The 26,237-nt window shown below is 41.8% G+C and carries 24 protein-coding genes; 4 read left to right on the forward strand and 20 right to left on the reverse strand.

Going from position 1 to position 26,237, the window contains the following annotated elements; genetic code table 11:
• Positions 1-64: 64 nt before the first annotated feature.
• From VB732_RS24790 to VB732_RS24820, 7 genes are all read right to left on the reverse strand, one after another.
• Positions 65-673 (reverse strand): DUF4129 domain-containing protein, encoded by a 609-nt coding sequence (locus VB732_RS24790; RefSeq protein ID WP_323233554.1) that lies wholly within the window; start codon positions 671-673, stop codon positions 65-67.
• 62 nt (positions 674-735) lie between these two features.
• The gene (locus VB732_RS24795; RefSeq protein WP_323233597.1) at positions 736-1,221 is read right to left on the reverse strand and encodes a DUF2243 domain-containing protein; all 486 of its coding nucleotides are present in this window, start codon (positions 1,219-1,221) and stop codon (positions 736-738) included.
• A 139-nt stretch (positions 1,222-1,360) separates the two neighbouring features.
• Positions 1,361-1,753 (reverse strand): pentapeptide repeat-containing protein, encoded by a 393-nt coding sequence (locus VB732_RS24800; RefSeq protein WP_323233555.1) that lies wholly within the window; start codon positions 1,751-1,753, stop codon positions 1,361-1,363.
• Between the two features lie 102 nt (positions 1,754-1,855).
• A complete protein-coding gene (locus VB732_RS24805) occupies positions 1,856-2,293 on the reverse strand; it encodes an Rrf2 family transcriptional regulator (RefSeq protein ID WP_322644070.1) in 438 nt (145 codons plus the stop codon).
• 345 nt (positions 2,294-2,638) lie between these two features.
• Positions 2,639-3,877: an ATP-binding protein gene (locus VB732_RS24810; protein WP_323233556.1), complete on the reverse strand. Its 1,239-nt coding sequence runs from the start codon at positions 3,875-3,877 to the stop codon at positions 2,639-2,641.
• 476 nt (positions 3,878-4,353) lie between these two features.
• Positions 4,354-7,410, reverse strand: a complete 3,057-nt coding sequence (pgmB, locus tag VB732_RS24815) for a beta-phosphoglucomutase (protein ID WP_323233557.1) — start codon at positions 7,408-7,410, stop codon at positions 4,354-4,356.
• 185 nt (positions 7,411-7,595) lie between these two features.
• Complete coding sequence (locus VB732_RS24820) at positions 7,596-10,013, reverse strand: sucrose synthase (protein ID WP_323233558.1); 2,418 nt, start codon at positions 10,011-10,013, stop codon at positions 7,596-7,598.
• A 361-nt stretch (positions 10,014-10,374) separates the two neighbouring features.
• Here VB732_RS24820 and VB732_RS24825 point away from each other — a divergent pair, with 361 nt between their 5' ends.
• Together VB732_RS24825 and VB732_RS24830 are read left to right on the forward strand one after the other, a co-directional pair.
• Positions 10,375-11,124 carry a hypothetical protein gene (locus VB732_RS24825; protein WP_323233559.1) on the forward strand — a complete coding sequence of 250 codons (750 nt, stop codon included), beginning with the start codon at positions 10,375-10,377 and terminating at the stop codon, positions 11,122-11,124.
• Between the two features lie 28 nt (positions 11,125-11,152).
• Positions 11,153-11,506, forward strand: a complete 354-nt coding sequence (locus VB732_RS24830) for a type II toxin-antitoxin system death-on-curing family toxin (RefSeq protein ID WP_416235773.1) — start codon at positions 11,153-11,155, stop codon at positions 11,504-11,506.
• A gap of 51 nt (positions 11,507-11,557) precedes the next feature.
• Here VB732_RS24830 and VB732_RS24835 read toward each other — a convergent pair whose 3' ends face one another.
• The 5 genes from VB732_RS24835 to VB732_RS24855 form a co-directional block, all read right to left on the reverse strand.
• Positions 11,558-11,941, reverse strand: a complete 384-nt coding sequence (locus VB732_RS24835; RefSeq protein ID WP_323233598.1) for a beta-lactamase hydrolase domain-containing protein — start codon at positions 11,939-11,941, stop codon at positions 11,558-11,560.
• Between the two features lie 163 nt (positions 11,942-12,104).
• Positions 12,105-12,302 carry a hypothetical protein gene (locus VB732_RS24840; protein WP_323233561.1) on the reverse strand — a complete coding sequence of 66 codons (198 nt, stop codon included), beginning with the start codon at positions 12,300-12,302 and terminating at the stop codon, positions 12,105-12,107.
• A 58-nt stretch (positions 12,303-12,360) separates the two neighbouring features.
• Positions 12,361-14,817 (reverse strand): single-stranded-DNA-specific exonuclease RecJ, encoded by a 2,457-nt coding sequence (locus VB732_RS24845; RefSeq protein ID WP_323233562.1) that lies wholly within the window; start codon positions 14,815-14,817, stop codon positions 12,361-12,363.
• Positions 14,818-14,819: 2 nt separating this feature from the next.
• A complete protein-coding gene (locus VB732_RS24850; RefSeq protein WP_323233563.1) occupies positions 14,820-15,482 on the reverse strand; it encodes a GNAT family N-acetyltransferase in 663 nt (220 codons plus the stop codon).
• A 52-nt stretch (positions 15,483-15,534) separates the two neighbouring features.
• Positions 15,535-16,365 carry a PD-(D/E)XK nuclease family protein gene (locus tag VB732_RS24855; RefSeq protein ID WP_323233564.1) on the reverse strand — a complete coding sequence of 277 codons (831 nt, stop codon included), beginning with the start codon at positions 16,363-16,365 and terminating at the stop codon, positions 15,535-15,537.
• A 621-nt stretch (positions 16,366-16,986) separates the two neighbouring features.
• On the opposite strand from VB732_RS24855, the gene VB732_RS24860 reads away from it, so the two are divergent.
• Positions 16,987-18,039 (forward strand): hemerythrin domain-containing protein, encoded by a 1,053-nt coding sequence (locus VB732_RS24860; protein WP_323233565.1) that lies wholly within the window; start codon positions 16,987-16,989, stop codon positions 18,037-18,039.
• A gap of 81 nt (positions 18,040-18,120) precedes the next feature.
• Here the strand turns inward: VB732_RS24860 and VB732_RS24865 are convergent, their stop codons facing one another.
• The 7 genes from VB732_RS24865 to VB732_RS24895 all read right to left on the reverse strand — a co-directional run bounded on the left by VB732_RS24865 (position 18,121) and on the right by VB732_RS24895 (position 25,493).
• Positions 18,121-19,305 (reverse strand): M20 family metallopeptidase, encoded by a 1,185-nt coding sequence (locus VB732_RS24865; protein WP_323233566.1) that lies wholly within the window; start codon positions 19,303-19,305, stop codon positions 18,121-18,123.
• Between the two features lie 247 nt (positions 19,306-19,552).
• Entirely contained in the window at positions 19,553-20,116 is a 564-nt protein-coding gene (locus VB732_RS24870) for a pentapeptide repeat-containing protein (RefSeq protein WP_323233567.1), read from the reverse strand.
• Between the two features lie 420 nt (positions 20,117-20,536).
• Positions 20,537-22,297 (reverse strand): serine/threonine-protein kinase, encoded by a 1,761-nt coding sequence (locus VB732_RS24875; RefSeq protein ID WP_323233568.1) that lies wholly within the window; start codon positions 22,295-22,297, stop codon positions 20,537-20,539.
• A 266-nt stretch (positions 22,298-22,563) separates the two neighbouring features.
• Positions 22,564-22,752 carry a 30S ribosomal protein S21 gene (gene rpsU, locus VB732_RS24880; RefSeq protein ID WP_012407716.1) on the reverse strand — a complete coding sequence of 63 codons (189 nt, stop codon included), beginning with the start codon at positions 22,750-22,752 and terminating at the stop codon, positions 22,564-22,566.
• Between the two features lie 108 nt (positions 22,753-22,860).
• Positions 22,861-23,181, reverse strand: a complete 321-nt coding sequence (locus VB732_RS24885; RefSeq protein ID WP_323233569.1) for an RNA-binding protein — start codon at positions 23,179-23,181, stop codon at positions 22,861-22,863.
• Between the two features lie 455 nt (positions 23,182-23,636).
• On the reverse strand, positions 23,637-25,256 hold the full coding sequence (locus VB732_RS24890) for a hypothetical protein (protein WP_323233570.1): 1,620 nt from the start codon (positions 25,254-25,256) through the stop codon (positions 23,637-23,639).
• A gap of 9 nt (positions 25,257-25,265) precedes the next feature.
• Positions 25,266-25,493, reverse strand: coding sequence for a hypothetical protein (locus tag VB732_RS24895; protein ID WP_323233571.1), 228 nt, complete (start codon positions 25,491-25,493; stop codon positions 25,266-25,268).
• 286 nt (positions 25,494-25,779) lie between these two features.
• Here VB732_RS24895 and VB732_RS24900 point away from each other — a divergent pair, with 286 nt between their 5' ends.
• Positions 25,780-26,049, forward strand: a complete 270-nt coding sequence (locus VB732_RS24900) for a hypothetical protein (RefSeq protein ID WP_323233572.1) — start codon at positions 25,780-25,782, stop codon at positions 26,047-26,049.
• A gap of 15 nt (positions 26,050-26,064) precedes the next feature.
• Here VB732_RS24900 and VB732_RS24905 read toward each other — a convergent pair whose 3' ends face one another.
• Positions 26,065-26,232: a tetratricopeptide repeat protein gene (locus VB732_RS24905; protein WP_323233599.1), complete on the reverse strand. Its 168-nt coding sequence runs from the start codon at positions 26,230-26,232 to the stop codon at positions 26,065-26,067.
• Positions 26,233-26,237 lie beyond the last annotated feature (5 nt).

A 26,237-nucleotide genomic window follows, 5' to 3' on the forward strand; every position in this document is an offset into this window, starting at 1 on the left:
GGTTCATGGAACTTTGCTATCTTTGTAGTTATCGAGTGTGAGCGTCCCTATACCCACCTTTTCTTCATTCTTGAGAAATTTCCCAATAAGCTTGGCGACACTGTTCATAATTGTCTGGCAAAACCTCGGCATCACCAAAACATAATTGCTCGTGAGTGGTAATTAAAGTTTCATAAGGTTGTATGGGAGTCACAGCCGATCGCAGCAGTTGCAGATATTCTCCATCTGTACGGCTGACTTTGTGGGGTGCGATCGCTTTTTGATCTAACTGCTGTAACATCGCTAAATAAACATAACGGCAAGCTTCACGGTAGTTACCTTGACGGTAAAATTCTTGTGAACGCTCCAACAAAAGGGCTATGGATAACTCACGAGAGCGATTTTTTGCGCGAGAATCAATGAGATTGCCACTTTTATTCAGCCAAGAGTATAGATAAGGACTAAATTCTCGCCATAATCGCCAGCTTATCCAAACTGCAAATAAGGCTATTACCAGCCAAAACAGGAATTTCAGCAATTCACTTAGCCAAGGGCTAATCGACCATCCATTAGGTAATTCTGGCAGAGCTTGCTCAAAGCGGTAAAACTGGTATTCCCACCATTCTCCCGCTTGTTGTTGCAATTGAGACAACTGCCAACTCCAACTAGTTTTTTCAAAAGTATCTATAGCCATAGAGAGGGATGGGGGTAGTAGAGGAGTGGAAAACAAGGGGGACAATGGAGGATAACTTATAGCTAATAACTAATGACTCTTGACTTTTTTATCATTATCGAGCCGATAACAACAAGTAGCGCACCCAAGGCAAGAAATCCTAGATCCCAAGCTAACTGATTTGGGCCTGGTTTAACATGATGGATACCGAGAATTTGGTGGTCAATTAAACCTTCAACTAAATCGAACAATCCAATCCCAATCAATATTGACCCAATAAAAGTCTGTGATGACCAAGGAACATCATCACGCCCTCCGGCACGCCATAGCAATACAACTCCTACCACGGTGAATACCCAATCTAAGGTATGAAATAATCCATCCCATACCATGTTCAAATCTATATTCGCTATGTTGTTTAGAGGTCGAATGTTACTGAGCATGTGATGCCACTGGAGAATCTGATGCAGCAAAATTCCATCAATAAACCCTCCAAGACCCACACCAAGAAAAATTCCGGCAGTAATTAGTGGTGTGCGTCGGCTGATATTTTCACTTTTCGCCTCCATTGTCAACCTCATAGATAGGCTTTTCCACCAAAGTACAACTCTTTTAGCAGAAATATCTTCTATCTTGAGGCCAGTAAGAGCAGTGAAGGAGGCAGAGGGCATTATTCCCTGTCTTTGACTGGGACTATTGTTAAATTAATCAATCCTCAAATTTAATTTGCATACCCGCTTTTACTGGGTCGAAATCTTGGGGAAAATGGGTGTTGCGATCGTAGTCTGCTTTTTCCAGATTTGTTCCTTTGAGATCGGCTTGGCGGAGATTCGCTGACATCAATAATGCTCCCCTAAGATCGGCATCTCTGAGATTAGCTTGATTGAGATCGGCGAAACTTAGATCACTTCCTCTCAGATTAGCGCCACTTAGGTTAGCTTCGCTCAAGTCAGCATAACTGAGGTCAGATCCTTTCAAGTTAATGCCTTGGAAATTGGCATTACCAAGTTCTGCTTTACTAAAGTCCCGTTTTCCTGTTGCATAACTCTCCACTAGAGTAGCGGCAGTATTTATGGGCTGTTGAGAATTGACTTCAGGCATATAACAGCCTCACAGGTTGTCTCGTTATTACTATCAATAAGGATTACATCACAAAAAAGCCTAACTAAACAAAGATTGAAAATTTTCCTGCTCCATCCTTACCTAAATGTAATACATGAGTTCCTTCTGCTTTCTGAGCGATCTTCGTTCACAAAGGTCTTGGAGTGTATATTTTTCCAAAACGGAGTTAGCAGCTTGACGTGCTTCCTGCCAAACTTCCTGAATTAGCTCACCTTCTACTGTGTTGGGAGTCGGCTCAGAATCAGATACAACAATATCTGACCCTTCCATACAGGTAAAAGCATCCAACACTGTAATCTTTCCAGGATCTCTTGCTAGAACATAGCCACCTTTGGCTCCGCGTATACTTTTAATTAAACCTCCACGTCTTAATGTTGCTAGAAGTTGTTCCAAATAGCGGTTTGGTATGTCTTGTAAGACCGCTATTTCTCGAATTTGCAGCGCTTCACCGTTAGGATAGCAGGTTGCTAACTCTAACAGAGCTAGAAGTGCGTATTCTGATTTGTTAGAGATGACCACAGGCGTAATATTTTAAACTCACACTTAAATATACAAAGTCCTTAAGTTTGTTTCCCTAAGCTATTGTTAAGAAAAACTTTATAATCAACTAATTGTTGACCGGCTAACTCTACTTTAAAGACCTTTTAGTAGAGAAGCAATTACTTTTTGTTTGGAATTCGATAAATAAAAGTTATTTATTATTGTACAGTATTCCTAAGCACAGAGTGACTTAAAGGCTGTATTGTATCTACCTTTTAAGCAATTTCGTCAGTTGTTTTTGCAGCTTCCTAGCTTGAACTGCGGGGGTGTAGGTATCTCTTGGAACGCAACAACATTCAAAAACATACCCATAAGTGCGAGCCACTATACATGCAAATTTATCGAAAATGGCAGGATGACTGTAAAGGTAGTTCCCGCACCGATCGCACTTTCGACAATAATTTGGCCGCCATGTAAGTCTACAGCCTGCTTGACGATGGACATCCCTAATCCCATTCCTGGGATATTGGCTGTATTACTGGCGCGATGGAAAGGTTCAAAGATGTGTTCAATGTCAGAAGGGGGAATGCCAATACCAGAGTCTTGAGTCTGGAATATAGCTTGATCGTTGGCAGTGATCAGAGAAAACTTAACCGTGCTACCAATGGGAGAATATTTTAGACAATTCGAGAATAAGTTAGCCAAGATTTGTCGCAGTAGTTTAGCGTCTAGGTTAGCTGAGGTACATTGACACTCACTGCTAAAAACGATCGCATGTTGGGAGCGATCGCTCTCTTCTAATTCTTCTAAGAGATCGCGGCAAAATTCCACCAGATTTAAAGGTGTTGGATTGAACTCTAACTTGCTTGTTTCATCCTGATTTAGCACCAATACATCATTCAATAACTGAGTTATATGCATAACAGATGTTTGAATGCGACGCAGGTGGGTCTGTTGTCGTTCGTCACTCCATAGATGGCGATAATATTCTAGTAGTTCCGCAGAAGAGTGGATGGTAGCCAAAGGGGTGCGAAACTCATGGGAGGTAATGGTGAGCAGGCGGGATTTAAGTTCACTAAACTCCCTTTCTTTGGCAAGTGCTTGTCGCATCGCCTCTTCTGCCCATTTCAGCTTTCCTTGGGTGCGCTTACTTTCGCTAATATCCCGCAATAGCCAGCGCAGACCGACTAACTTACCATATTGATTACGAATAGCAACCACTTTAATCGCAGCAATAATTGGCATTTTGTTACGTGGTCGCAGGTTTACTTCCCACTCTTGCATTTTCCAATCTGGAATTTCGGCGCGATCGCGCAGATGAGTTAGTTTCAGATGAAAAGCAATTATTTCTCTCTCAAGGACATAAATCTCTAGCAGTTGGCCCAAAAGAAAACTCTTGGAAATGTTTAGTAAGGTAGTGGTGGCTGAGTTAGCTTCTTGAATTAACCCTTTTGTATCAGTTATCAAATAAGCGTCTGGTACTTCTTCAAATAGTTCTTGGTAGCGTTGACTTTGTACTACCAAGTCCTGTTGAGTCTTGAATAATTCTTCATTCTGGCGTTGCAAAAGGGCGACGCGCTTACGCATAGACTCTATCTGTAAGGCTAAATCGTCCAAATTCACGCTCTTACTCCTAATTTGGATCTCTGAAGTTGGGTTTTATTTTAGATTCCCTACTTAGACGATCTTAGCTTTTGGTGTTCAAGAGTTATTAGACATCTCCAAAAATGAAATATGCATATCCATAAATTTTATAGATAGTTAGCATTGCTAAATCTCTAGATTTTTTTAATTATCATTTTTATTGCTTACAGCAGTTTTTATGTATTTGAAGCATATCTGTTGTAGGGGCAATTCATGAACATTGTTGTGCCCCTACCCATCTGTCGGGTTCTTTTTTCAAATTGGTATAAGTTTAATTTCCATAAGTAGGTAGGCATATTTAAATATCAAATGTCATTGCGTACCGCCAAGGGCGGAACCCGCAGGGTACGAGGCGAAGCAATCGCAAAGCCTCTGGGATTGCTTCGCTTCACTCGCAATGACGGAACATATCATATTTATTCACACCCATTTACTTACCATCGGTTTAATGAATTTTATTTGGAAGTCTCTGAATGTTTTTGTCTGACAATATTACTTAATTTGGCTTTTAAATTTGCCCATTTGATATCTGCTAGGCTGGGTAAGACAACATGAGCGGCTCCAACTCGTTCAACGGGGCCAAGTCCTACTGCCCACATTCCAGCAGCTAGAGCCGCCTCAATGCCTGCTGCGGCATCTTCTACAACTACAGATTGTGCTGGTTCAAGTTTTAGCTGCTTGGCTGCGTACAAAAATAGATCGGGTGCTGGTTTGGGTTGCTGTACACTATAACCGTCTGCGATCGCATCTACTTTATCAACAATGCCCAATCGCTCGATTACTGTGCAGGCATTTTTACTGGCTGAACCAATGCCGATTTTAATCCCAGCTTGTCGCAGTTCATCCAAAAAAGCGATCGCACCTGGCAACAAATCCTTGGATGTCATATTTTGAATCAATTCCACATAGTAGCCATTCTTCCGCTCCATCATCTCCTCTATTTGTGCTTCCGAATACGGTCTATCTCCAATAATCAGCATCAGGGAAGCACGACGGGATACACCCCGCAGCGCTTCATTATCCTGCTGATTAAACGGTATACCTTCTTCATCTGCTAACTTCTTCCAAGCTAGATAATGAAGTTCTGCTGTATCTGTTAGCACTCCATCTAGGTCGAAGATGAATCCTTGGATATTGGGGGAATGGGGACTGGGGACTGGGGACTGGGGACTAGGGACTGGGGAAGATGAGGGAGTAGGGGAGGTAGGGGGGAAAGTTTGATGTTCAGAAGCTTCTAAGGGGAAATTTGAGGGATTTGGAGATAAGGAAAGTTGGAGATATTCTAGTTGATGAGTTATGTCTTGAGTGACTTGTTCTTTGCAAAGATCGAAGTCGTGCCATTTTCTGCGCCAGTGCAGTTTAAATTTTAGGCGCGTCCAGCCGTCAGGTAGATGGGGGTTGGCTACGGGGCCATTTTTGGTTAGTTGAATGCCGCCGAATCCAAAAATTACAGCTTGCCAAACACCACCAGCAGTAGCACCGTGAATTCCATCGTTGGTGTTACCTCGGTTATCTTCAAGATCCACCATTAGCGCTTGCATAAACACTTCGTAAGCTTCTGCTGATTTGCCCAAATCGGAAGCTAAAATGGCGTGAACTGCTGGGCCAAGGGACGAACCATAAGTAATGTCTGTGCGAGGTGCGTAGTAGTTCCAGTTAGTCTGCAATGCTTTTTCGTTGTAGGGAAAATCTGCTGATTCTCGCATTAAATAAAGAAGCATCAAGATATCTGGCTGCTTGATTACTTGACATTTATTGGTTTTCTCAATACTCAAGATGGCTTGCATGGAGCGATCGCGCCCTTGGTAATCTGCTAAATTTATATCTTCTAATTGGAAAAATCCCTCGCACTGCTCGATAAGTTCTGTTGATGGGTCATAGAGAAACAATATTTTGGCAATAATATCTTTCCAGTGCGTTCGCTGTTCTGAGGTAAGTTGCAGTTTCTCTTCTAATTCTCTGGCTCGTTCAGGGAATTTGTGAACCAACCAATCACAGACTGCGATCGCTTTTTCTAAATGCCATTGCATCATCCGGTTTGTAAAGGCATTATTGTGAACGAATTCATGGTATTCATCCACTCCAATCACGCCCCGAATTTCATACTGTTGTAGCTCAGGATTGAATTCTACCCGGCTAGCCCAAAAGATAGCGGTATCTAAGATGATCTCTGCGCCATACTTTTGCATCCATTCATCATCACCAGTGGTTTGCCAGTAATTCCAAGCGGCGTAGGGAATATCTGCGTTGATATGAATTTCACGATCGCGGCACCAAATCCGCACGTCTTCACCATAAAAATCATTTCCCAGTGCCCAGCGTGGTGTTACTTCATCTCCGGTATCAGCACTTTCCCAGGCAAACATTGCCCCTTTATAGCCGTAATGGGCCGCCTTGCGTCTAGCTCCTGGTAAGGTGTGCCAACGGTAAGTGAGTAAGTTTCGGGCGATCGCTGGTTGGGTAAATATAAATAGGGGCAGCATAAAAATTTCTGTATCCCAAAATATATGACCGCGATAGCCAAATCCCGAAAGAGTTTTAGCAGGAATGCTTACCCTGTCATCATTGGGTGGGGCAGTAATCAGCAGCTGAAACAGATTGTAGCGAACAGCAAAAGCAGCTGTACTATCCCCCTCAATCAGGATGTCGCTCTGCTGCCAAACTTCATCCCATGCCTGCTGATTGGCTTTTTTTAGTGTTGCATAGTCTGACAGGTGCGCGAGTTTTTCTTGAGCGGCACAGGCTGGGGTATTAATCTCCCGCGAGGTAAAAACTGTCACTAATTTTTCTACTGTCACCACCTGTTGCGCCTTAGCTAAGAAGGTAGTGCTTAAGGTTGGATAACCAGGTGCAGTATTGACTTGCAAAGATGCCTCAGCACCTAATATTGTTACCTTAGCTCCCATACCGAGTTCAATTCGGGAGTGGCGGGTGCGGCATTGCAACCAGATTCCTTGGTCAGTTTTGCCTTGATCTAATCCTTCCCAGTGATTGAAACCCTGATTTTCTGGATAACCGTTGATACTAGCTTGAACTTCGATTAATCCATCAAAATCTAATGGTGTTAAATGGCAGCGTAGCGCCAATATATGGGGATCTGCAAGACTAGCAAAGCGTTCAAAGCTGATGTCTATGATGTTTCCACTAGGAGAACGCCAACGCAAAGCCCGGATGAGTAGTCCTTGACGGAGATCGAGTTGGCGATCGTAGCTTAATATCTCACCTTGATCGAGACGGAAGCGATCGCCATTTACAATTATTGTTAAAGGTAGCCAGTCAGGGCAATTGACCAGTTCAGTGTACACTACTGGCACATCGTCGTAGACACCGTTGATGAAAGTAGCTGGTAATGCATGAGGATAACCTTCCTCAAAACTGCCTCTTGTTCCCAAGTATCCATTGCCGATTGTAAAAACGGTTTCTTTAGATTGCAACTGGTCGGGGTCAAACTGGGTTTCGATTAATATCCAGTCTGTGTAGATAAAATGACGAGAACGGTCTTTTGTTTGCATAAGGTGGGAATTGGGAATTAGGAATTGGGAATTGGATTCAGAGCTGGATTAATCCAGATCAAAGGTGGATGGACGGAGTTCAGAGGTAAATGAATAAGTCTTTGAGCTTAATGCTTTAAGTTTTAACACCTCCTGATAGACTCAAAATTCCCATCCGGTCACAATTACGAATTACGAATTACGAATTACGAATTATTATCCATGTGCTTTTCTAAAATCCTTTCGGCTCTAGGTTTATAAATGAGATGAAATAAGCTTTCCATATAGCGATCTCTGGCTTCGTTATTTTCTGGGGCAACAAAGTTCCAAAAAGTAAACATTTTTGCAAGTTGTAGTAGCTTGTTACTATGTAAGTGCCAATTGTATCGATTATGAATTCGCTGACTCATCCATTCTGAAACTTCATGCCAGTGTTCAGGGTGAGTATTGCATTTTTCAATGAAAAATAAAATTTTCTTTGCTGTTTTTCCTAAGTCTGTAGGATTCAGATTAAACTCTTCTTCTTGGTTTTCGATAATTTCTAAAGAACCGCCAAATTGAGTAGCGAAAGTTGGTAAGCCAGAAATCATCGCTTCCAAAATAGACCGACCGAAGGATTCAAAACGAGCAAAGTGGACATAAATTCCCTGAGAATCTGCAATTACTCGGTAGGCTTCGCCAAGGTTGCTGCTAGGAATACGCATCCCCAACCAGCGAATTTTGCTATAGAGATTATATTGTTCTATAATGCCGTGAATTTTTTGGATTTCTTCTGCTTCCTCTGGGTTTACAGCTTCATCAGGATGTAGTTTACTACTGAAAAAAATCAGGTTACATTCCTCTTGCAAAGCCTGACTTTGACCAAAGCATTCAACTAATCCTGTGAGATTTTTGATTGAATTAATAGAAGTAACGGCAAAGATTGGTCGTTTATCAGGATGAGCTAAATGACCAAATATTTGGGTGTCTTCGCGGGTAAAGAGGAGGTCATGAATTTGGGTACGAAGGTTAGAATCTCGGTTTTCTTTCTGACTATAGGGAAAGAAAATATTTTCATTTACTCCCGGCGGTACTAAGTTGAACTTGGTACTGAACAAATCAATGCCATCAATCACATGATACAACTGCGGCATAGTAAAGCACTTATAGGACTCATATTGACCTATGGTGTCTGGTGTGCCGACAATTTCTTGATAGGAAGATGTGATGATGAATTCGGCCGCATTCATGCTAATCAAGTCGGCGGTGAATTGTACCGAAAAGTGATATTTATCCTCTAAATCTTGCCAATATAAATTACTAAATAGATGTTTAGGTTTTTCCAAAGAATGGGCGATATTGCATTGAGTAACTTTCATCCGCCGAGACAAAATGAAAGCAACTAAGTTACCATCGCTGTAGTTACCGATAAGAAGATTAGGTTTACCTTGGAATTGAGTGAGTAATTCTTTTTCTGCATCTAGAGCAAAGGTTTCTAAATAAGGCCAAATCTCAAATTTAGAAATCCAATTGTTAGTGATTTCAGGATTGAATTCACCAAAAGGAACGCGCAATATCCAAGCATTTTCAGTATCGTGGATTTTTTCTAAGCGCAGGTTACAAAATGTCCCTTCACAGTTGGGAATTAGCCTGGTGAGAATAATTACATGAGGTTTAATACCTAACTGGTCTAGTCCAGCGAGTTTGATTTGTTCACGCAGTTCGTTTTCTAAGCTTCTAGCTTGTTCGAGGACGTAAATAACTTGACTGAATGTTTCATCTCTTCCTAAAGCGTCTTCCTGTGCAACCCAACCGTGGATAGAAATGAGGACGACGCGGAAAACGGCGGGAACACGGGCGACAAATGCTTCTAAAATGCCAGGTTCTGGAGAGTAAATGAGTCGGTCGAGAAGCGCTAGGGTTTCGGAGACTCGCGCCGCAGTGTTACCCCAACCCGGCTCAAAGCCGAGTTCTTCGAGGTCAAAGCGGAATTTTTCATAAGGTTCATGAGGCGATCGCTCATTTAGCATTTTCAGCGCTAACTTAATTTGTTTGGCTAGGTGAATACCAGAGGGAATGCGATCGCTCAACAGTAGGCGAATTCCATCGTGTTGCAGCCCCTGTAATGCTTGATATAACATTTCTACCCAATATTGGGGGTCAGCCAACAATTGATTGCACAGGTAACGGTTAAGATAGGCTAAACCTTGACCAATATTTCTGGGATCGTCGATTCTTGGTGAACCCTCATAAAATGGATGAAGGTCAATTTCGAGAATGTGAGGTTGGTGGCGGTTGACTAAGCGATCTATTACATCTAGCAGCGCTTGTTGCGTCATCTGCTCAAAGCTATTAAAATCGGCTGTTAGTCGCCAAACTTCTTGGTTAGCAATCTTCGGTCGAACCACGAACCAGGTATTTTTCTCTTCAATAATTATTTCGTGAGTGTACTGTATCAGTTTGCCAACAGAAGAAGAGTAGTAAAAATAGGCTGGCTTTTGGGATTGATGACAGTAATCGGCAAAAGCTTGCAAAATCTCATTTCTTAAGAAATAACGCTTATCTGAAGCATTCAACGTATAAATTAACTGATGTAGAGCAGTTTTTTCATCACCGTTGAAGACAGCTTGAACTAGTTCATACATGATGACGAATTCCAAAACTTTAACCAGGCTACTACCTCATTTTTCTCTCCAGTCTTCGGTTCGGTGAGGTACATTTCCCATTTAATAGTAGGTAACAATGAAAACCACTCGCGTCTAACTCTGGGATGAAACACTGTTAGAACTTCAAATCTACGGGATGAGGAAGTGGGGAGTTAGGGCTTTTGCATCCATTTCACTGCTGATGCTTCAGTCGTGAAACCCTACATACACGACAATGAACTTATAACAGTAAGACAATAGTACTACAGTAGGCTTATATCGGTAAGATAGTAACAATACAGTAGGATACAACGGCAAGATAAATATCGTAGATGTATTGCTAGAGACTAAATTCGGCTTCATGCCGTATGATTATAGGGCTGCGGTTCAACAATCCTATATCCCTAGTATTTCTATTAAGGTTAAAGTGCGTTTCTGGGCGGTTAAGTTAATACCCAACCTCTGGTATAAGGGTGGTAAGGCAATGACACAAAGTTTTATGCTCACACAGGAAACAATTTCAACACTTCAAGCACAAGTAACACTGTTTGAGCAGCACTTACATTTTTCTAATGCACAAAATGAAGCCGATGCCGAATTAATCAAATTAGCTAACAGCAGGCAAATATCATTGGCTGAACTTAATCAAGAAATGGTTCAGCTTTCACAAAATCTTCATACACTTGTCAAACTGCTTAAGAAAATTATAGAAGGAGCGAACGGAGGTCAAGTAGTACTGTACTTTGTAAAATCCAATTTCCTTTTAAAGGAAATTTTAGACGATGGATACTGGGACTTTTACTGTGGAGAAAATGCAAAAAAAGCATTTGAACTGCTAACATCGGGTTCTATTGCTCTATATAAGGAAATCAAAAACGTAGTTAGTCCTGAAACTCCCAAAAAAGACATCAACTATGTTGTTTTAGAAACCCTAAAACATAGTTTAAACTCAATGATTGCAGCAGGGTTACGAGTCAGTGCCTTCTCCCAAGAAGAGGTTAGCGCATTCGATTTAGGAGACATAACTCCTCAAGAATCAGAAACTGTGTTAATCTTCCTATCGACAATGAAAAAATGGGAACCAGTTTATAAGAGACTTGCAGCATCCTAAATTCCTGGGGAAAGAAGACGTAATTCGTATGCATGATGAACTTGTCAGCGAAACTGGCGAGTCGTTAAACATACTTAATGAAGGCTTGTTAGACTCTGCGCTTTTCTTACCTCAAGCAACTTTTGGGGGAGAATATTTACATCCTACGATTTGTGAACAGGCATCTGCATACCTATTTCACCTAGCCTGCAATCACGCTTTTGAGCAAGGTAATAAACGCACTGCTTTTGCTGCTATGGTGACTTTTTTAAATACCAATAATTACGATATCGCAATAACGGAAGAAGAAGCTGAAAAATTAACGGTACAGGTAGTTACTCATGAAATAAGCAAGGAAGAACTGCCTACAATCCTGAAAAATTATATAACAACCCTTATTTAAAGTCCCTGCAAAATCATCAACGCCTGCCTCTTTTAAATCTTTGGAAATCTCTTATATCAAGCCTAAATTAATAACTTTTTGCAGAGCTTTTTCAAAGGTTATGCCCTGTTTGATGGCGATATACAATAATACTATTGCGGCGGAGCGAACCGAATTATCACAATGTATCAGAGTCGGTTTAGGCAATCCACTGATGGTCTGATATATCTGGAGCGTACTTTGATGATTAATGTCTTCAGTTTTAGTTGGGAAGTTAAGGTAGTACAATCCTAAAAACTCAGCTTTCTCCTGTTCGTCAGCCAGTAAGCCTGTTTCGCTAGATAAACGTAGGTTTAATACAGACCTATAACCCTCTTCAGCTATTTGTCTTAGTTGATCCAGTGTGATTTGTCCAGCGATCGCTAAGTCATCATTAATTTTTCTAACAATATTCATCGGCTGGATCAACCTCATTTTACCAATATTCCCCCACCTAAACTTAAGAAAACAATTTGAGGAACTTGTGAGGGATTGAGCATTAGTACAAAAAGCCCAAAATAGACGGTACAGTTCTTAACGAACAGAATAGAGGCGTCAGTCGCCAGAATTCAGAAGAAGGTTAAGCGAGTGGCGGATGAATAAACGGCGTTTTTGCTCCCCCACTAAATCGGAGATTTAGTGGTGCAAGAATCGAGTGGTGGGTCTGAATCCCCCACTCATTCATTCTGACTCCTGTTAGCGGATAGCTAAGGTTTAGCCCATTCTGACTTCTGAATTCTTCTTCAATCAATTCAGTAATTAAACTGAAGTTCTTCATCCCAATCTAATAACAAACCTCAAAAGCCTGAATCAATACTGAATACAGGCTTTTATTTTTAAAGATTTTTACCGATATAATTGTCAGAGCTTGCGATCGCAATAATAGTAGACAAAGGCACTTCGGCAAAATACTGTTGCTGAAATTGTTCTTCTCGGACAGCAGCTAAAAATTGCGCCACTGCTGCATCGGCAAGATTTTCTGCGCGATCGCTCCGATGCCAGGTAATTTGTAAATAATTGTCTTGTCGTTTGACTGTGAACCCTAAAGATTTTAAAGCTTTGATTCCTACAAGTAAGGTTTGGTCACTAATGCCGATTTTCTCTAAAAGTTGGACGCGGGTAACTGGTTGATTTGTCCGGCTGAGATATTTGGCAATTCCCACAAGAGTCAGCCAAATTTGATTCGGTGATTGGTGGTTGGGTTTAGACCAAGCGATCGCTAGTTGTTGCTGATTGTCAAGCGTAGACGCAAAGCTGCTTGTCGTTAAACATCGCCGCAACCATAGGCGTAAATTCTCCCAACTCGTGGGACAATCTTCAAGAATTACTGCTGTTAGCGGATAGTTATGGTTTAGCCCGTGCTGATTGCTTGCTGAGTGTTCTTGATTTCGCAAGTCTAAAATAAGTGGTGCGTTCCGAGTGTTAAGTGTTGAGTTAACACTGGGACGAACAGCAATTAATCTGATTTCATAACGTTTTTTGAAGGTGTTGTAGTCTAATTCGGCTATGCAATCACACCTTCCTATGGGTAATTCATCTTTGTAGTGTCCCCACCATAAGCCAGGAAAAGCACTTCTACTAGAATCATCCCGAATGTCAAACTCGGTTTTAATGTACTGTACCTTTTTCCCTTGCCAATCCTGCTGATTGCGATGCCAAGCATTTTCAAACCAACAGTTTTGAATTAACAATTTCGGAACAGGATTACCCATTCCACAAGGTTCTAGTACTTTCAGTTCTAAAAATAACTCTTTCCCCAAGTCTGCAACTGTTACCGTCAAGTCTGCTTGCACGGTTGGCGTTAGGGTTGTACTACCTAAAGACTGCCGCAACTGCTGATTAATCGCTGCTGTAAATAAAGGAATATTCTCCACCAACAAACTCAAACCTGCTGCAAAGGGATGTCCCCCAAAGCGATGTAATAAATGTGCTTGGTCTTTTACCAATTGGTATAAATCGACGGAATTCACCGAACGGGCGGAACCACGGGCTAATAACAGTGCTGAGTGCTGAGTGCTGAGTTCTGAGTTAGAAAATAAAGAATTAATTTCTCCCTCTGCTCCTCTGCTTCCCTGCTCCCCTACTCCTTCCGTACTTAACAAAATAGTCGGGCGACCTGTTTCTTGTGCTACTTGTCCAGCAACTAAGCCCAATACACCCGCAGGCCATTGGGCATCTTCTAGGACTATGACGCTGGTGGTTGATAAGTCTAATTGAGTAAGTTTTTGTGCTACTTGCGCTTGCACATCTTTTTGTAAAGATTTACGCCTGGTGTTTGCGAGTTCTGTAACTTCGGCTAATTCGTTACAACGTTTGACATCTCGACTGGTTAATAATTCAACGCAAAAACCGGCATCGCCTTGGATGCGGCTGACGGCGTTAATTCTTGGCCCCAAACCAAAGGAAATATCTGTGGGGCGATCGCCACTTTTCTGGCACAATTCTAATAATCGCCCCACTCCCGGACGGCGACGTGCTGCTGGCGGCTGTTTAAAATCTTCTTGCAGTCGTTGAATTCCCAACTGTGCCAAGTAGCGACAATCTCCGCTTAACTGTACTAAGTCGGCAATTAATCCTACTGCTACTAAATCTAATAAATCCTCTAACGGATATTTTGCAATATTAGGCAGAGTTTGATAGAGTGCCTCAACCAATTTATAAGCTACCGCTACCCCAGAAAGATTAAATAACTGATGTTCCCTTGATAAATAACGGGGATTGATAATTGCTGCGACGGGCGGGCGTTCCACGGGTAAGGTGTGATGATCTGTAACTATTACATCTATCCCTAGTTCTTTGGCGTAGATAATTTCCTCAATGTTTGTGCTGCCAGTATCGCAAGTAACAATTAATTTGCAACCTTGTTTTGCTAAGTTATCAATTCCTTGATTATTGAGTCCGTGAGATTCTTTCAAGCGATTGGGAATATAGTAAATTAACTGAGTATTTTGTTTAAAAAATTGCCCTAATCCATCCCAAAGTACAGATGTGGCGGTAATCCCATCAGCATCGAAGTCTCCCCAGATGGCAATTTTTTCTTTGGCATTATATGCTTGTTGCAACCGGGCGATCGCTAAATGCATTTCTTGTCCAAACTCAAACGGACTCGCCGGTTGATAAGCTTTGTAGTTAATAAAAGCTGTTAATTGTTGATTATCTTTAATTCCCCGTTGCCACAACAATTGTGCTGCATACAATCCACTTGATGCGGGTGTATATTGTTTCACCGCTTGGATGAACCACTCCGGGGGTTGTTCTGTTGCTGCTATAGTCCACTGTTGTTGTTCTGGCATTGTTAAATCGAGGATTGATCCTCAGTTGTTTGAGATTCACTTACTAGGGGATTGAGGATTACTTCATTAGCGACGCTATCAGCTTTACGGGCGCGAATTGCTGGGCGCGTAGGCGTAGCCCGTCGTAGACATCGCTTGTAACCTGCTCTTTCAGCTTTTTGGTGTTCGTAATCAATCAATCTGCCATAATATTCATGCTTGCTTAAATTCATCGACAAGAAAATATGCTGGCGAGTATTACCAAAACCTTTGCGGTTAAAAAACTTTAAGGCTGAAGTATTGGTAGGATCAGTATCTACTAACATGAACCGCGCCCCATCTTCAATCATCCGGGCGACAACTTTATCAACCAGCTTGTCTGCCACTCCCCGACGCTGATATTTCGGGCTAACTCCTAACCATAAAATATATCCATAAGTCCAAGATGCTTTGGTAATGATGGTTCCCAAAATAAATCCTGCTAAATCTCCGTCTGTTTCGGCCACAAGGCAATATTCAGGATCGGTATTGTAAAGTCCAATTACCTCCCATTCGTCCCAGGTGCGATATAAATAAGGATATAAATCGCTGGTAAATAACCCTTCTCCCAAGTGGTAAACGGGAGCAATGTCATCAATTCCTAATTCGCGCACATAAATCGCTTCAGTTTCGTCAAAGCTTGACATAAATTTAGAAGTTGTGATTTTTTATATCCCTATTGGACTTGACAAACGCCCTCTAATGTATAGGGTTGAGTGAAACTTCTTGAATGCTGTCAAAATCGGGCAACGAGTCTTTCACTGCTTCTTCTATAACTTGTGTGCGTAGTTTACCGCCGTTGGCATCGCACCGTTTGGCAAACTGACAATAATCACACATTTTGCTACCCTCCACAACTTGAGGAAACTGCTGGTTATTTTGGTAATCTTCCAGCCAACGGGTTAATTGACTTAATAGTTGATTAAGTCTCTTTGCTATTTGTGTGTGTTGAACAGTATTGTAATTAAACTTAATATTTTGCGGTTTACCCTCAGATTGGACAAACCAGTAGGTCATGGAAATATTTTCTGGCAAATAGTCGCTAGTTTCTGCCAATACATATAGATAAAGCCGTGTTTGCCAGTTTGATTCTAACTTGCGTTTATTAGGTGGTTTAGGATAAGTTTTCCAGTCGAGAATTTGGGCTTGCTGGTCATCTGCAATCAATAAATCATAGACAACCGTCAGCAAATAATCCTGAACTTGCAGAGTTCGGTAGTGTTCACTCTCACGGAAAGTTTGATTATCAGACACAGGCGTTAAAATTTCTGGGGCTGCATCGGCAAAAGCTAGCATCCAACTTTGCAGTTTAGCATCTGCTTGCAAAAAACCATCAATAGGCAAACCCATTTCTCGCTGCTGCATAAGCAAGTGAAAACGACTACCCAAAGTTTGTCGTTCTTCTTGTTCTGGATTTGAGGGCGAATTGAGTTTTTCTAGATAGGTATGTTGAAATTTACGCGGACAAGCTTCTAGTAAGTTGAGTTGTCCTTGAGACAGTCGCAGTAGTTGAGTAGTAGTTAACAGCATTCTTCTATTTTAGAAGTAGCGGTACACAGATGTGTGCCCCTGCAATGGGATGTTTTTTACCGGAAGTTCTTTAAAAGTAGCAAAACTTATTTTTTAAGGTTTGTAATCTGAGAGAAGGTTGGAAACTTATTAAGTATATTAATACATAATTTCAAGTTATAATTAAACTGGATTTATAAACATTTTTATTTGGAGCTTTTTTTGAATTTGTAAATACTATATTACCCACTCTTATAGTTTATAAAATCCAATTTAACTTCAATAATTTTGTTGCTTTTTTATTTGCTAAAACAACAATTAACAACTATATATAGCAATCAGATTTTATTTTCGAAAACCTTTAGTAATACACCAAAAATTTTGGGTAGTGCGTTTGTTTTTATTAACATATCTTACATATATTTTACACAATGAAATATAAGTCTTATATCTCAGGATATAGCTTAAATTTCATATATCTATCTAAGAGTATAAAAACAATTTTTTTTGATGAAGAAAAATTTTATTTTTCTACCCAGAGTTGTGATACTGATCGCTCAAAAGAAAGATGGAATTCCCCTAACCCCTGTGTCAAGGTTATATCAGTAAGAATTACGAACACTTTGCCGAGGAGAACACTGAATGGTAGCTACTTTAGATGATACGAAACGCAATGCTATTGCTGTGAAATTGGCAAGTCTTAAAGCCCTCCAACAGTTGGTCATTGAAAATGAGCAATTGCTTTTGAGAGAAGGACTTGATGCCGAAATTGCAGATCGCATTCGTAATTTTCTTAAAGATGACGAAAAGAATCTTGGCGTTTTAGAAACTGTGATTGGTCAGTATGGCATTCAGGCTGAACCAAAGAAAAATGTTACAGAATTCATTGAAAAAGTTCGTGAATTGTTCAAAGGTTCTGAGTTGAGCCTTTATGAAAAAGTATCTCAGCACGAATTGCTGAAACATCAAGCAGTAATGAGTGGCTTGATAGTTCACAAAGCTGCTCAGAAAGTTGGTGCTGACGTGATGCTAGCGATCGGGCCTTTGAATACCATCAACTTTGAAAACCGCGCTCATCAAGAGCAACTCAAAGGTGTTTTAGAGATTCTGGGTGTCCGTGAACTCACTGGTCAAGATGCAGATCAAGGAATTTGGTCACGCGTTCAAGACGCTATGGCTGCGGTAAGTGGTGCAGTAGGCAGTGCTGTTACCCAAACCAGCGACAAAAGCGATCTGAATATCCAAGATGTCATCCGCCTCGATCACAACAAGGTAAATACTCTGTTCACCGAGTTGCTGCAAAGCGATAATCCACAGAAGATCCAAGAGTACTTTGGCCAAATCTATAAGGATCTAACTGCTCATGCCGAAGCTGAAGAAGAAGTAGTGTACCCAAGAGTACGTCCTTTCTACGGTCAAGATAACACCCAAGAATTGTTTGACGAGCAAGCTGAGATGAAGCGGGTGTTAGACCAAATCAAAGCTATCAATCCTTCTTCATCAGAATTCAAAGATCAAGTTAGACAGCTTATGGAAGCTGTTGGCGATCACATTCGTCAAGAAGAAAGCACAATGTTTGCTGCTATTCGTAACAACTTGAGCAGCGATCAAAGTGAGCAACTGGCTACTGAATTCAAAGCCGCTAAGACCCGAATTCAAGAGAAGTTGGGCGTTGTAAGTGAATCGAATGTGTAGGATGCTTTCGAGCTTTCTATATGCGCTAAAAAAAGTTAGTTAAACAAAAACTCCCAGCCTTGATGTGCTGGGAGTTTTTGTTTAAGCATTTTGCTGACAATATTTATAGGCGGCATACGCCATAGTTACAACTCCGGTGATTATAGCAGATTCATCAACTTCAAATTGGGGATGGTGTAATGGGTGGTTAATAATTCTTTCTTTGTAGCCTACACCCAAGCGAAACATAGAACCGGGGGCATGTTCCAAATACATAGAAAAATCTTCCGCACCAAGAGAAGGTTCGGGTAAGACTTGGACGCGATCGCTACTCCAAGCTTCTTCGGCGGCTGATTGCAACAATTGTGTCAAGGCGTAATCATTTTGAACGCTGGGTACGCCCTGACGATAATTGACTTGATACTTTGCTCCGTAAGTGTTGCAAACATTAGATACAATATTTTCAATCCAGTTAGGGAGATGGGCGCGGGTTTCGGGATGGAGCGATCGCACCGTTCCCAACAACTGTACTTTATCAGCAATGATATTCGGTGCTCTGCCACCATTAATCTTCCCGATGCTCAATACTACAGGACGCAAAGGGTTTTGTGTTCGGCTGATGGCTTGTTGCAATGCAGCAATGACTTGGCAAGCAATCCAAATAGCATCAATAGCCTCATGAGGACGCGCCCCGTGTCCAGATTCTCCCATAATCAGAATTTCTAAATCATCTGCTGCGGCTGTCAATGCCCCGTAACGCACGCCAATAGATCCTGCGGGTATAGAAGGGAAAACATGAACCCCTAATACAGCCGAGACATTTTCCATAGCTCTATCTTTTACCATCCAGCTTGCCCCTTGAGCAATTTCCTCGGCTGGCTGAAATAAAAACCGCACTTTTCCACCCAACTCCTCTGCCATTTGCGACAGCACCATTGCTGTCCCTAATCCCACAGTGGTATGGACATCATGACCACAAGCGTGCATAACCCCTTCTGTGCGAGAGGCATATTCCAAATTTGTGCCCTCTTGAATTGGCAAAGCATCCATATCGGTGCGAATTGCCAATAAACGGTCATTTTGGCTAATGTTTTGCAATTCTCCAATAACGCCCGTTTTACCAATTCCTTCTTGTACATGCAGACCACTAGAAGACAAAACACCAGCTACAAAGGCTGCTGTTTGGTACTCTTGACCACTAAGTTCTGGGTGAGAGTGGATGTGGCGGCGAATTTCAATCAAGCGAGGCGCTAGTTTTGCTGCTAAATCTTTAATATGGGTAAGCATCGATTTAATTAATTCACAAGCTTTTTTCCCATGATAAAGAAACCTTAACAAACAAAATGCTTTTGCTATACAAGGATAGGTGAAGGGGGCAGGGGGCAGGGGGCAGGGAGCAGGGAGCAGGGGGAAGGGAGCAGGGAGCAGGGAGCAGGGAGCAGGGAGCAGGGAGCAGGGGAAGAACTATTGATTTCTTGATCCATGCCCAATTTCCAATTCCCAATTCCCAATTCCCCATTCCCCATTCCCAAATTTATTTTGAATAACAGGTTGTGCCTCGAGTATTTTCGGGTCTGAACTCGTTACATTCTCTGTCTTTTTGACGCTCTAACGACCAGCCATAGGGCTTATCGGAGGTGACGACACCATTCGCCATAGTTGTTAGTCGGAAGTTAGCTCCCCGAAAATTGGTAAACTGTATTCTGGCATCTTTTAAGTTTGCTGCTTCCAAATTAGCGCTGATGAAACCGGCATAAGATAAATCGGCATTTTCTAAGGATGCTGATTTCAAATTTGCTCCTGTTAAGGAAGCACCACTGAGATTGACCGAATTCAGAATTGCACCTTCTAAATTTGCACCGGTGAGGTCGGCATTCGTGAGATTAACCTGAGATAATGTTGCACCACTCAAGTCAGCCCCTCGCAAATTTGCTCCAGCCAGATTCAGTTGAGTTAGATCAGCACCACTCAAATTACATCGGGGACACGCACTTGTTGCCTTCAACTGATCCAAATCTAGTTGATTTAACGCCAGGGCCTGCTCTGCAAAGCCAAAACAAGCTAACAAAGCGACGGTAGCAACAATCTTAAATTTCATATTTTTTACAGATATCCACAAAAATGACAAATTACGCACATTGCGTACTGTCATACTTACATATACCGCTTCTCTAAGGAAGAACAGGGATGAAGCATTCATTAAGATGCTGTAAAAATACTATAAATTCTAGTGGTAAGACTACTCAAACTGAAATATAGGCTATAGAATCGATTCGTAAGGAACTATACCGAACCTCTTATAGACTACCATATATGTGATCCCCCTAGCTCGATGCAAAATACGACTAGGGGGATCTTGTTTTTGGGAATTGGGAATTGGGAATAGGGAATTGGGGAAAGACTTGTTTCAAGTTCTCACCCCTCGTCCCCTTGTCCCCTTGTCCCCTTGTCCCCTTGTCCCCTTGTCCCCTTGTCCCCTTGTCCCCTTGTCCCCTTGTCCCCCTGCTCCCTGCCCCCCTCATCGCCATCCTAAAAAGCGCAATCCAGGGACAATTAGGTAGTAACTCACTCCTAACCAGAAGCTGATAAAGAAGCCTACAGAACCAAAAAAAATCAGAGGTAACTGCAACTCTGACCAAGCTGGTTGACTAGAAAATTGGAAGATGGGAGGTGCTAATCCCAAAATAATCAAAACTGCGTAGGCGATCGCACTACCAAAGGCACCGAACACGGCGTACACTACATGATGGCTGCGAAGACCTAAGCTCAAGGTGAGTAGGCAAACTGCTACTAAAATTACTGCTACTAAACCCTCGCCACTGTCTTTTGGTGTGATTAATTGCAAAATAAACCAACCAAAGCCGTAGCTAATCATTCCCATCAGCGACGCTACTAAAAAACGCCGCCGTTGACCAAAACACCCAGATACTGTTAGCCCCCATGCGGTTCCCCAACCGGCGGCGATGAATACCAAAATATCTGCCCCGAAGATGGGTTGAGTATTTGGCACTAATTGGTTTAGCTGCATTGAAATAGATTCCACAACCCAACGCCCCAAGCTGGTGCGATATGCCAAAATGAAACCAGCGATCGCACCAAAACAAGCGCCAACATAAGCCAAGATCATCGCCCAAAGTGTCGCCAAACATGCTTGAAAAATTTTGATGATTGTCTGAGCGATAAAAACAACGGTTTTAGTTACAGCTTGGCTAAAATTAGCTAAAACTCTTTCAATAGCTTGAATTAACAGTGTAAATCTTAGAGAAACTTGTGTTGACGCAAGCTTAACCTTGTCTCGTAGTTGGGCAAATAATCCTGGCGGCGGTAATGGTTGAGAAATCTTCGCCAAGCGTTTTTGAATCATAGCTGCATTTGCTGGACGCGATCGCACATCTTCCTGCACCATCTCATCCAGCAAATCTGCTAATTGCGGATTGACATTTACCGCAGTGCGCCATAACAGTTTACCAGTTTGCTGATCTTCCAACTCTAGCGGGTATTTACCTGTTAGCAGTTCAATCATCGTTCGACCAAGGGCATAAAAATCGGCACTGGGCCCGACAATACTTCCACTTACTTGTTCTGGTGGGCTGTAGCCAGAAGAAAATAATCGAGTGGAACTAGACTGAGAACGCAGCTTAGAGGCGCTAAATTGCTTTGCCCCACCAAAATCAATTAGTACTAGGCGATCGCCCTGTACTTGCCCTTGAGGTAGGCTGACAGTGGGCGAAGATGTGCCCAGCATTAAATTAGAAGGTTTAATATCCCGGTGAATAATCTGACGCTTGTGTAATTCTTGTAAAATCTCTACAGTTTGGGCAAACCAGTTTATCACCAAATTTTCTGGACACCCTTGGGGAAACTTTTTTAATATCTCCTCTAAAGTCCGCCCATTGATTTTTTCCATTACCAGACAAGGCAGTTGGTGCGGCTTGGGGTTAAACAGTTGCACTTGAAAATAACCTTCGGCATCAACTGCGGGGACACCTGGATGCTGCAAACTAGATAAAACCGCCGCCTCTTGGGTAAATAACTCTAGTGCCTTTGGTGAATCTTCTACCAACACTTTCAGCACTTTCTCTGTTTGAGTTTTTTCATCCCAAACCGTGTAAATTTGAGCGAATCCTCCCGATCCTAATGGTTGAAGTGGAACATAGCGGTCTAACAACTCTAGCGGTGCGCCACAGCTGTTGCAAAATTTGTTGCCCCAAGGTTGGGGATAAGGACGTTGACAATCAGGATTTATGCAGTGAACCGCACTCTGAGTGATGTGGGACACAACCGCTACAATACAAAGGCTGAGTTGATTTTAACGTTTCTTGAGGTTTCCTGATTTTTAAATAGGCAAAAAGAAAACCCTCATAGATTTTATGAGGGAATTCGTTTATATTTACAACAGAATTTAAGGAAGGTGAAGTACACAAGCTAAGTCTCAAAGCAAGGTACAAAGCCTGTTTGACTTCTGACTTTTGTTAGCGGATAGCTAAGGTTTAGCCCATTCTGACTCCTGAATTCTGACTCCTGAATTCTGATGTACGTCAGCCCTTAATTGCGAAAACTTCTCTTGCTCTGTCTGTGCTTGGCAACTTCTTTGCGCTTGCGTTTTTCTAAGGGTGTTTCAAAATGACGATGCTTTCTCATGTCTGGAAAAATTCCAGCCTTGGAAACTTCTCGCTTAAATCGTCGTAAGGCTGATTCAATGTGTTCATTGTCGCCTACAATTACTTGGGTCATTATTTCTCCTACTAAGTTGACTTAACCAGGCGGGTACCTTACAAAAAAAAGACAGACTGTTGTTTGTCTGACCTTAAGACTATTGGTAAATTTTTTTTGTTTCCAAAGTTAGTAGCGTCCGCCGCGTCCGCCGCCGCCACCGCCGTATCCTCCGCCTCGGTTGCCGCCACCAAAGGAACCTCTGTCTTCCTTGGGTTTAGCTTTGTTCACTTTCAGATCGCGACCCATCCACTCAGCACCGTCGAGAGCTTCAATGGCAGCTGTTTCTTCCGCTTCAGTTCCCATTTCCACAAAAGCAAAGCCGCGCGGACGACCTGTTTCACGGTCAGTAGGTACTTGAACGCGCTTTACAGTACCATATTCTGCAAAAATACCACTTAAATCTTCTGATGTAACATCATAAGAGAGGTTACCTACGTAAATTGACATCAATTCTCTCCAAAATCATCACTGTGTAGAGATTTTAATTTCTCTGAGAAGTCTGTAAATACTAAAAGGAAGAAGCCTTTCAATACTAAAATCAAAGACATCACTAAATTAATTCTCCTAAATCTAGGATGACATAGGAGCCATCTCTCTGCATCCAGTTGATAGTTAACTAGTGATACGATCGCATTGACGCGATCGCCTGCCCCCATCTACCCTAAGTACAGCCCAACCCGAAAAAGGGTTGAAAATGAAAGAAAATGAATTCTGTAGGGTGATAAAGGAAATCAGACAGACAGGGGCACATCTTTGAATATCCGAATTGAACGTTTGACTGCATTAACCATGAAGCATTACTCCAAAATTTTAATACGAAAGCTAAAGTCAGGCAACAAATAAAGACTATTTCGGCTTGTATTTCTTTGGAGAACCTGCTATGCATGGGGCCAATCTAAAATCTAAAATCTAAAATCCAGAGTTGTTGTACCTTTCCAAGCTGTTTTCAATTCGGTTTCGACAACTTCAACGGCATCATCTTTGCCCAATCCCTGCAAACTTGCCTGCAAGCCAAATAGAGAACGGCCATTATGAGGATATTTTTCTAGATCAGCACGAAAGACTTTCTCTGCTTCTGTATAATCACCTTTAGCCAAAAGCACGCCACCCAAAGATTCCCGCGTCGGAAAGTACCAGTCTGGTGGTTCTACGTAATCAAGTGTATCTTCTGTTTCTACAGCTTTTTCTAGTAATTGAATAGCAGATTGATAATCATGGCTTTCCTTAGCAATTTTGGCATCTAGAACTTTTGAGGCAATGTCTAAAATGCGACCTGCGGGACTAAATCCGATAGTTGCTGCGGTGGAAATTCCCTGTTTGGCAGCCAGTAATGCGCGACTCTCACTGACTGCATCTTCAATTTTGCCTATGGTAGCCATAGCCATACCGCGAGCAAAATGCCAAAGTGCTGTAGTAGTGGGCAATTTAACATCTGGGGCAGGAGTTTTTAAGATGGCATCCCAGTCATGAAAGCGTGTCTGAATCAACATTTTGCTGCCCATAAATCCCTCAAGCATTGGTACGTAAGGGCCAATAGCAGTTATATTGGCGACTAATTTATCTGCGGCTTGGAGAGCATCTTCATATTTTCCTGCCATGCTGCTGGCCACCATGAGAAAATGGATGTTGTGGTTGTAGTACATCATGGGGTAAGTGCCCTGGACTTGATATTTTTTGATGTAAATATCATCTTGAGCGATCGCTTGCTCGTTTGCTTGCATTGCCCCTTCATAATCTCCCACACGAAAATAAATATGGGAAGGCATGTGTACTAAGTGTCCTGCTGCTGGCGCTAGGCTTCCTAATATTTTGGCACTCACAAGGGCGCGTTCTGGCGAAGGTGAGGCTTCCACCGCATGGATATAATAATGATTGGCTCCCGTATGATTCGGGTTACGTTTGAGAACAGATTCCAAAACAGCCACAATTTTTTCTGTATCTGGCTGTGGCTTACCATCTTTAGTCCAGTGCTGCCAGGGATGCAGATCCATCAAGCTTTCAGCGTAAAGCGTCGCCACATCCAAATCATCAGGATAACGCTCAACTAGGGTTTCCATTGCTTTTGCATAGTCTACCGCGAGTTGATACAAGTCTGCACTCGGATCTTGGGAGTAACGTTTTGCTAAGGCAGTAATGTAATCTTGTTCTTGGTTAGATGCTTTGCTGGCAAGTGCCAAAGCTTGCTGTACTGCTTGGTAAGCAGCTAATTCTCGGTCGGGGTCTATTGCTGAGTTAATATTGGGGCCTAAAGCTAGAGCAATACCCCAATATGCGATCGTTAAATGCGGATCGAGTTTGGCAGCGTGTTGAAAAGAACGCACTGCTTCATCATGATTGAAAGCGTAAATTAAATTTAATCCCTGATCGAAAAACTCTTGTGCTTGGGGATTAGCAGTGGAAACTGGATGGTGAATTGTGCCAAGTCCAGATATTAAGGTGTAGGACTGTCTTACTTGAGCGATCGCCGCAGTCGGAGCAACTAAAGATAGTATAAGCACCCAAACTATAAATAAGTATTTCATTCTTTTTATTCAAGCTCTTTTTTTATTAATATTCAAAAGCCATAGTTTCTCTAATGAGGCAATTTGTTTACTGAGAACAGCAGCACGGTGTTTCTTATAGATATTAAACCCTGCAAACACAATCATTGGAATCAAAATCGAAAATCCGATAGAAAGGTTAACAGATGCATCAGTTTGCATTTTGGAATCTATATATTGGAATTTAGAAGTTGGTTGAGTGGTAAAATTTGATTGCATAAATACCTTCATAAATATTGAAATTAAGAACTATAAACAAACATAAATACTTATTTATGCTGTATTTGTTCAGAAATTAGTTATAAGTTTTACTAGTGCAATCGGAAATAACTATCTAGATATACAAGCTTTCTTTCATGCTTTTCTTTGAAGTTACATATTTTGCACAAAGCCGCAGAGAAGTCTTTAGATTTCTCTGCTTTCTTGCACTAGCTAAACTACTCTTCAGTTAAAACCCGAAAAATTATGTCTATTTCTCTCTAAGATTTGTGACGAGATTCTTGTTATGCAAGCTAAGAATCTTGGAATATTTCTTTACATCTCAACTATTTGGTTGTACCTGTCGTTTCAAACATCCTTTGAAGCTAGGTTTGAGGTTAAATATCGCTCTATGTTTCAGTTTAATTTAGAGATGAGCGATCGCACTTTGCTAATGAGCATGAGAATCGAACCGCGAAGGACGCAAAGGGCGCGAAGGAAGAGAGAAGAAGGAGCGATCGCTGCTAAGATTTCAACTACAACTGTTGTGTGGTATCAGTTTAGCGTGATTTTGTGAGAAGGGGTGCGATCGCTAGCGATATGCTTCTCTTGAAAAGATTGTATAATTTTGCTGAATTCTTATTGTATCGGGATGACCTACACCTAAAGTAGATTCACAAATTGCCAAAGCTTGCTTAAATAGTGATTCGGCTTCGCTATAGCGTCCTGTAAATTTGTAGAGTGCTGCAAGATTGTTCAGGCTAA

This window comes from Nostoc sp. UHCC 0252 (genome assembly GCF_034931145.1).
GTDB lineage: Bacteria > Cyanobacteriota > Cyanobacteriia > Cyanobacteriales > Nostocaceae > Nostoc.

Excerpts from the sequence above, each read along its gene's own strand:
- VB732_RS24865 (WP_323233566.1), bottom strand. The coding sequence starts at position 19,305 with ATGCTTACCCATATTAAAGATTTAGCAGCAAAACTAGCGCCTCGCTTG.
- VB732_RS24820 (WP_323233558.1), bottom strand. The coding sequence starts at position 10,013 with ATGTATGAACTAGTTCAAGCTGTCTTCAACGGTGATGAAAAAACTGCT.
- rpsU (WP_012407716.1), bottom strand. The coding sequence starts at position 22,752 with ATGACCCAAGTAATTGTAGGCGACAATGAACACATTGAATCAGCCTTA.
- VB732_RS24885 (WP_323233569.1), bottom strand. The coding sequence starts at position 23,181 with ATGTCAATTTACGTAGGTAACCTCTCTTATGATGTTACATCAGAAGAT.
- VB732_RS24890 (WP_323233570.1), bottom strand. The coding sequence starts at position 25,256 with ATGAAATACTTATTTATAGTTTGGGTGCTTATACTATCTTTAGTTGCT.
- VB732_RS24800 (WP_323233555.1), bottom strand. The coding sequence starts at position 1,753 with ATGCCTGAAGTCAATTCTCAACAGCCCATAAATACTGCCGCTACTCTA.
- pgmB (WP_323233557.1), bottom strand. The coding sequence starts at position 7,410 with ATGCAAACAAAAGACCGTTCTCGTCATTTTATCTACACAGACTGGATA.
- VB732_RS24870 (WP_323233567.1), bottom strand. The coding sequence starts at position 20,116 with ATGAAATTTAAGATTGTTGCTACCGTCGCTTTGTTAGCTTGTTTTGGC.
- VB732_RS24825 (WP_323233559.1), top strand. The coding sequence starts at position 10,375 with ATGCCGTATGATTATAGGGCTGCGGTTCAACAATCCTATATCCCTAGT.
- VB732_RS24795 (WP_323233597.1), bottom strand. The coding sequence starts at position 1,221 with ATGGAGGCGAAAAGTGAAAATATCAGCCGACGCACACCACTAATTACT.
- VB732_RS24860 (WP_323233565.1), top strand. The coding sequence starts at position 16,987 with ATGGTAGCTACTTTAGATGATACGAAACGCAATGCTATTGCTGTGAAA.
- VB732_RS24900 (WP_323233572.1), top strand. The coding sequence starts at position 25,780 with ATGCAAGCTAAGAATCTTGGAATATTTCTTTACATCTCAACTATTTGG.
- VB732_RS24850 (WP_323233563.1), bottom strand. The coding sequence starts at position 15,482 with ATGTCAAGCTTTGACGAAACTGAAGCGATTTATGTGCGCGAATTAGGA.
- VB732_RS24830 (WP_416235773.1), top strand. The coding sequence starts at position 11,153 with ATGCATGATGAACTTGTCAGCGAAACTGGCGAGTCGTTAAACATACTT.
- VB732_RS24895 (WP_323233571.1), bottom strand. The coding sequence starts at position 25,493 with ATGCAATCAAATTTTACCACTCAACCAACTTCTAAATTCCAATATATA.
- VB732_RS24855 (WP_323233564.1), bottom strand. The coding sequence starts at position 16,365 with ATGCTGTTAACTACTACTCAACTACTGCGACTGTCTCAAGGACAACTC.
- VB732_RS24835 (WP_323233598.1), bottom strand. The coding sequence starts at position 11,941 with ATGAATATTGTTAGAAAAATTAATGATGACTTAGCGATCGCTGGACAA.
- VB732_RS24845 (WP_323233562.1), bottom strand. The coding sequence starts at position 14,817 with ATGCCAGAACAACAACAGTGGACTATAGCAGCAACAGAACAACCCCCG.
- VB732_RS24790 (WP_323233554.1), bottom strand. The coding sequence starts at position 673 with ATGGCTATAGATACTTTTGAAAAAACTAGTTGGAGTTGGCAGTTGTCT.
- VB732_RS24840 (WP_323233561.1), bottom strand. The coding sequence starts at position 12,302 with ATGAAGAACTTCAGTTTAATTACTGAATTGATTGAAGAAGAATTCAGA.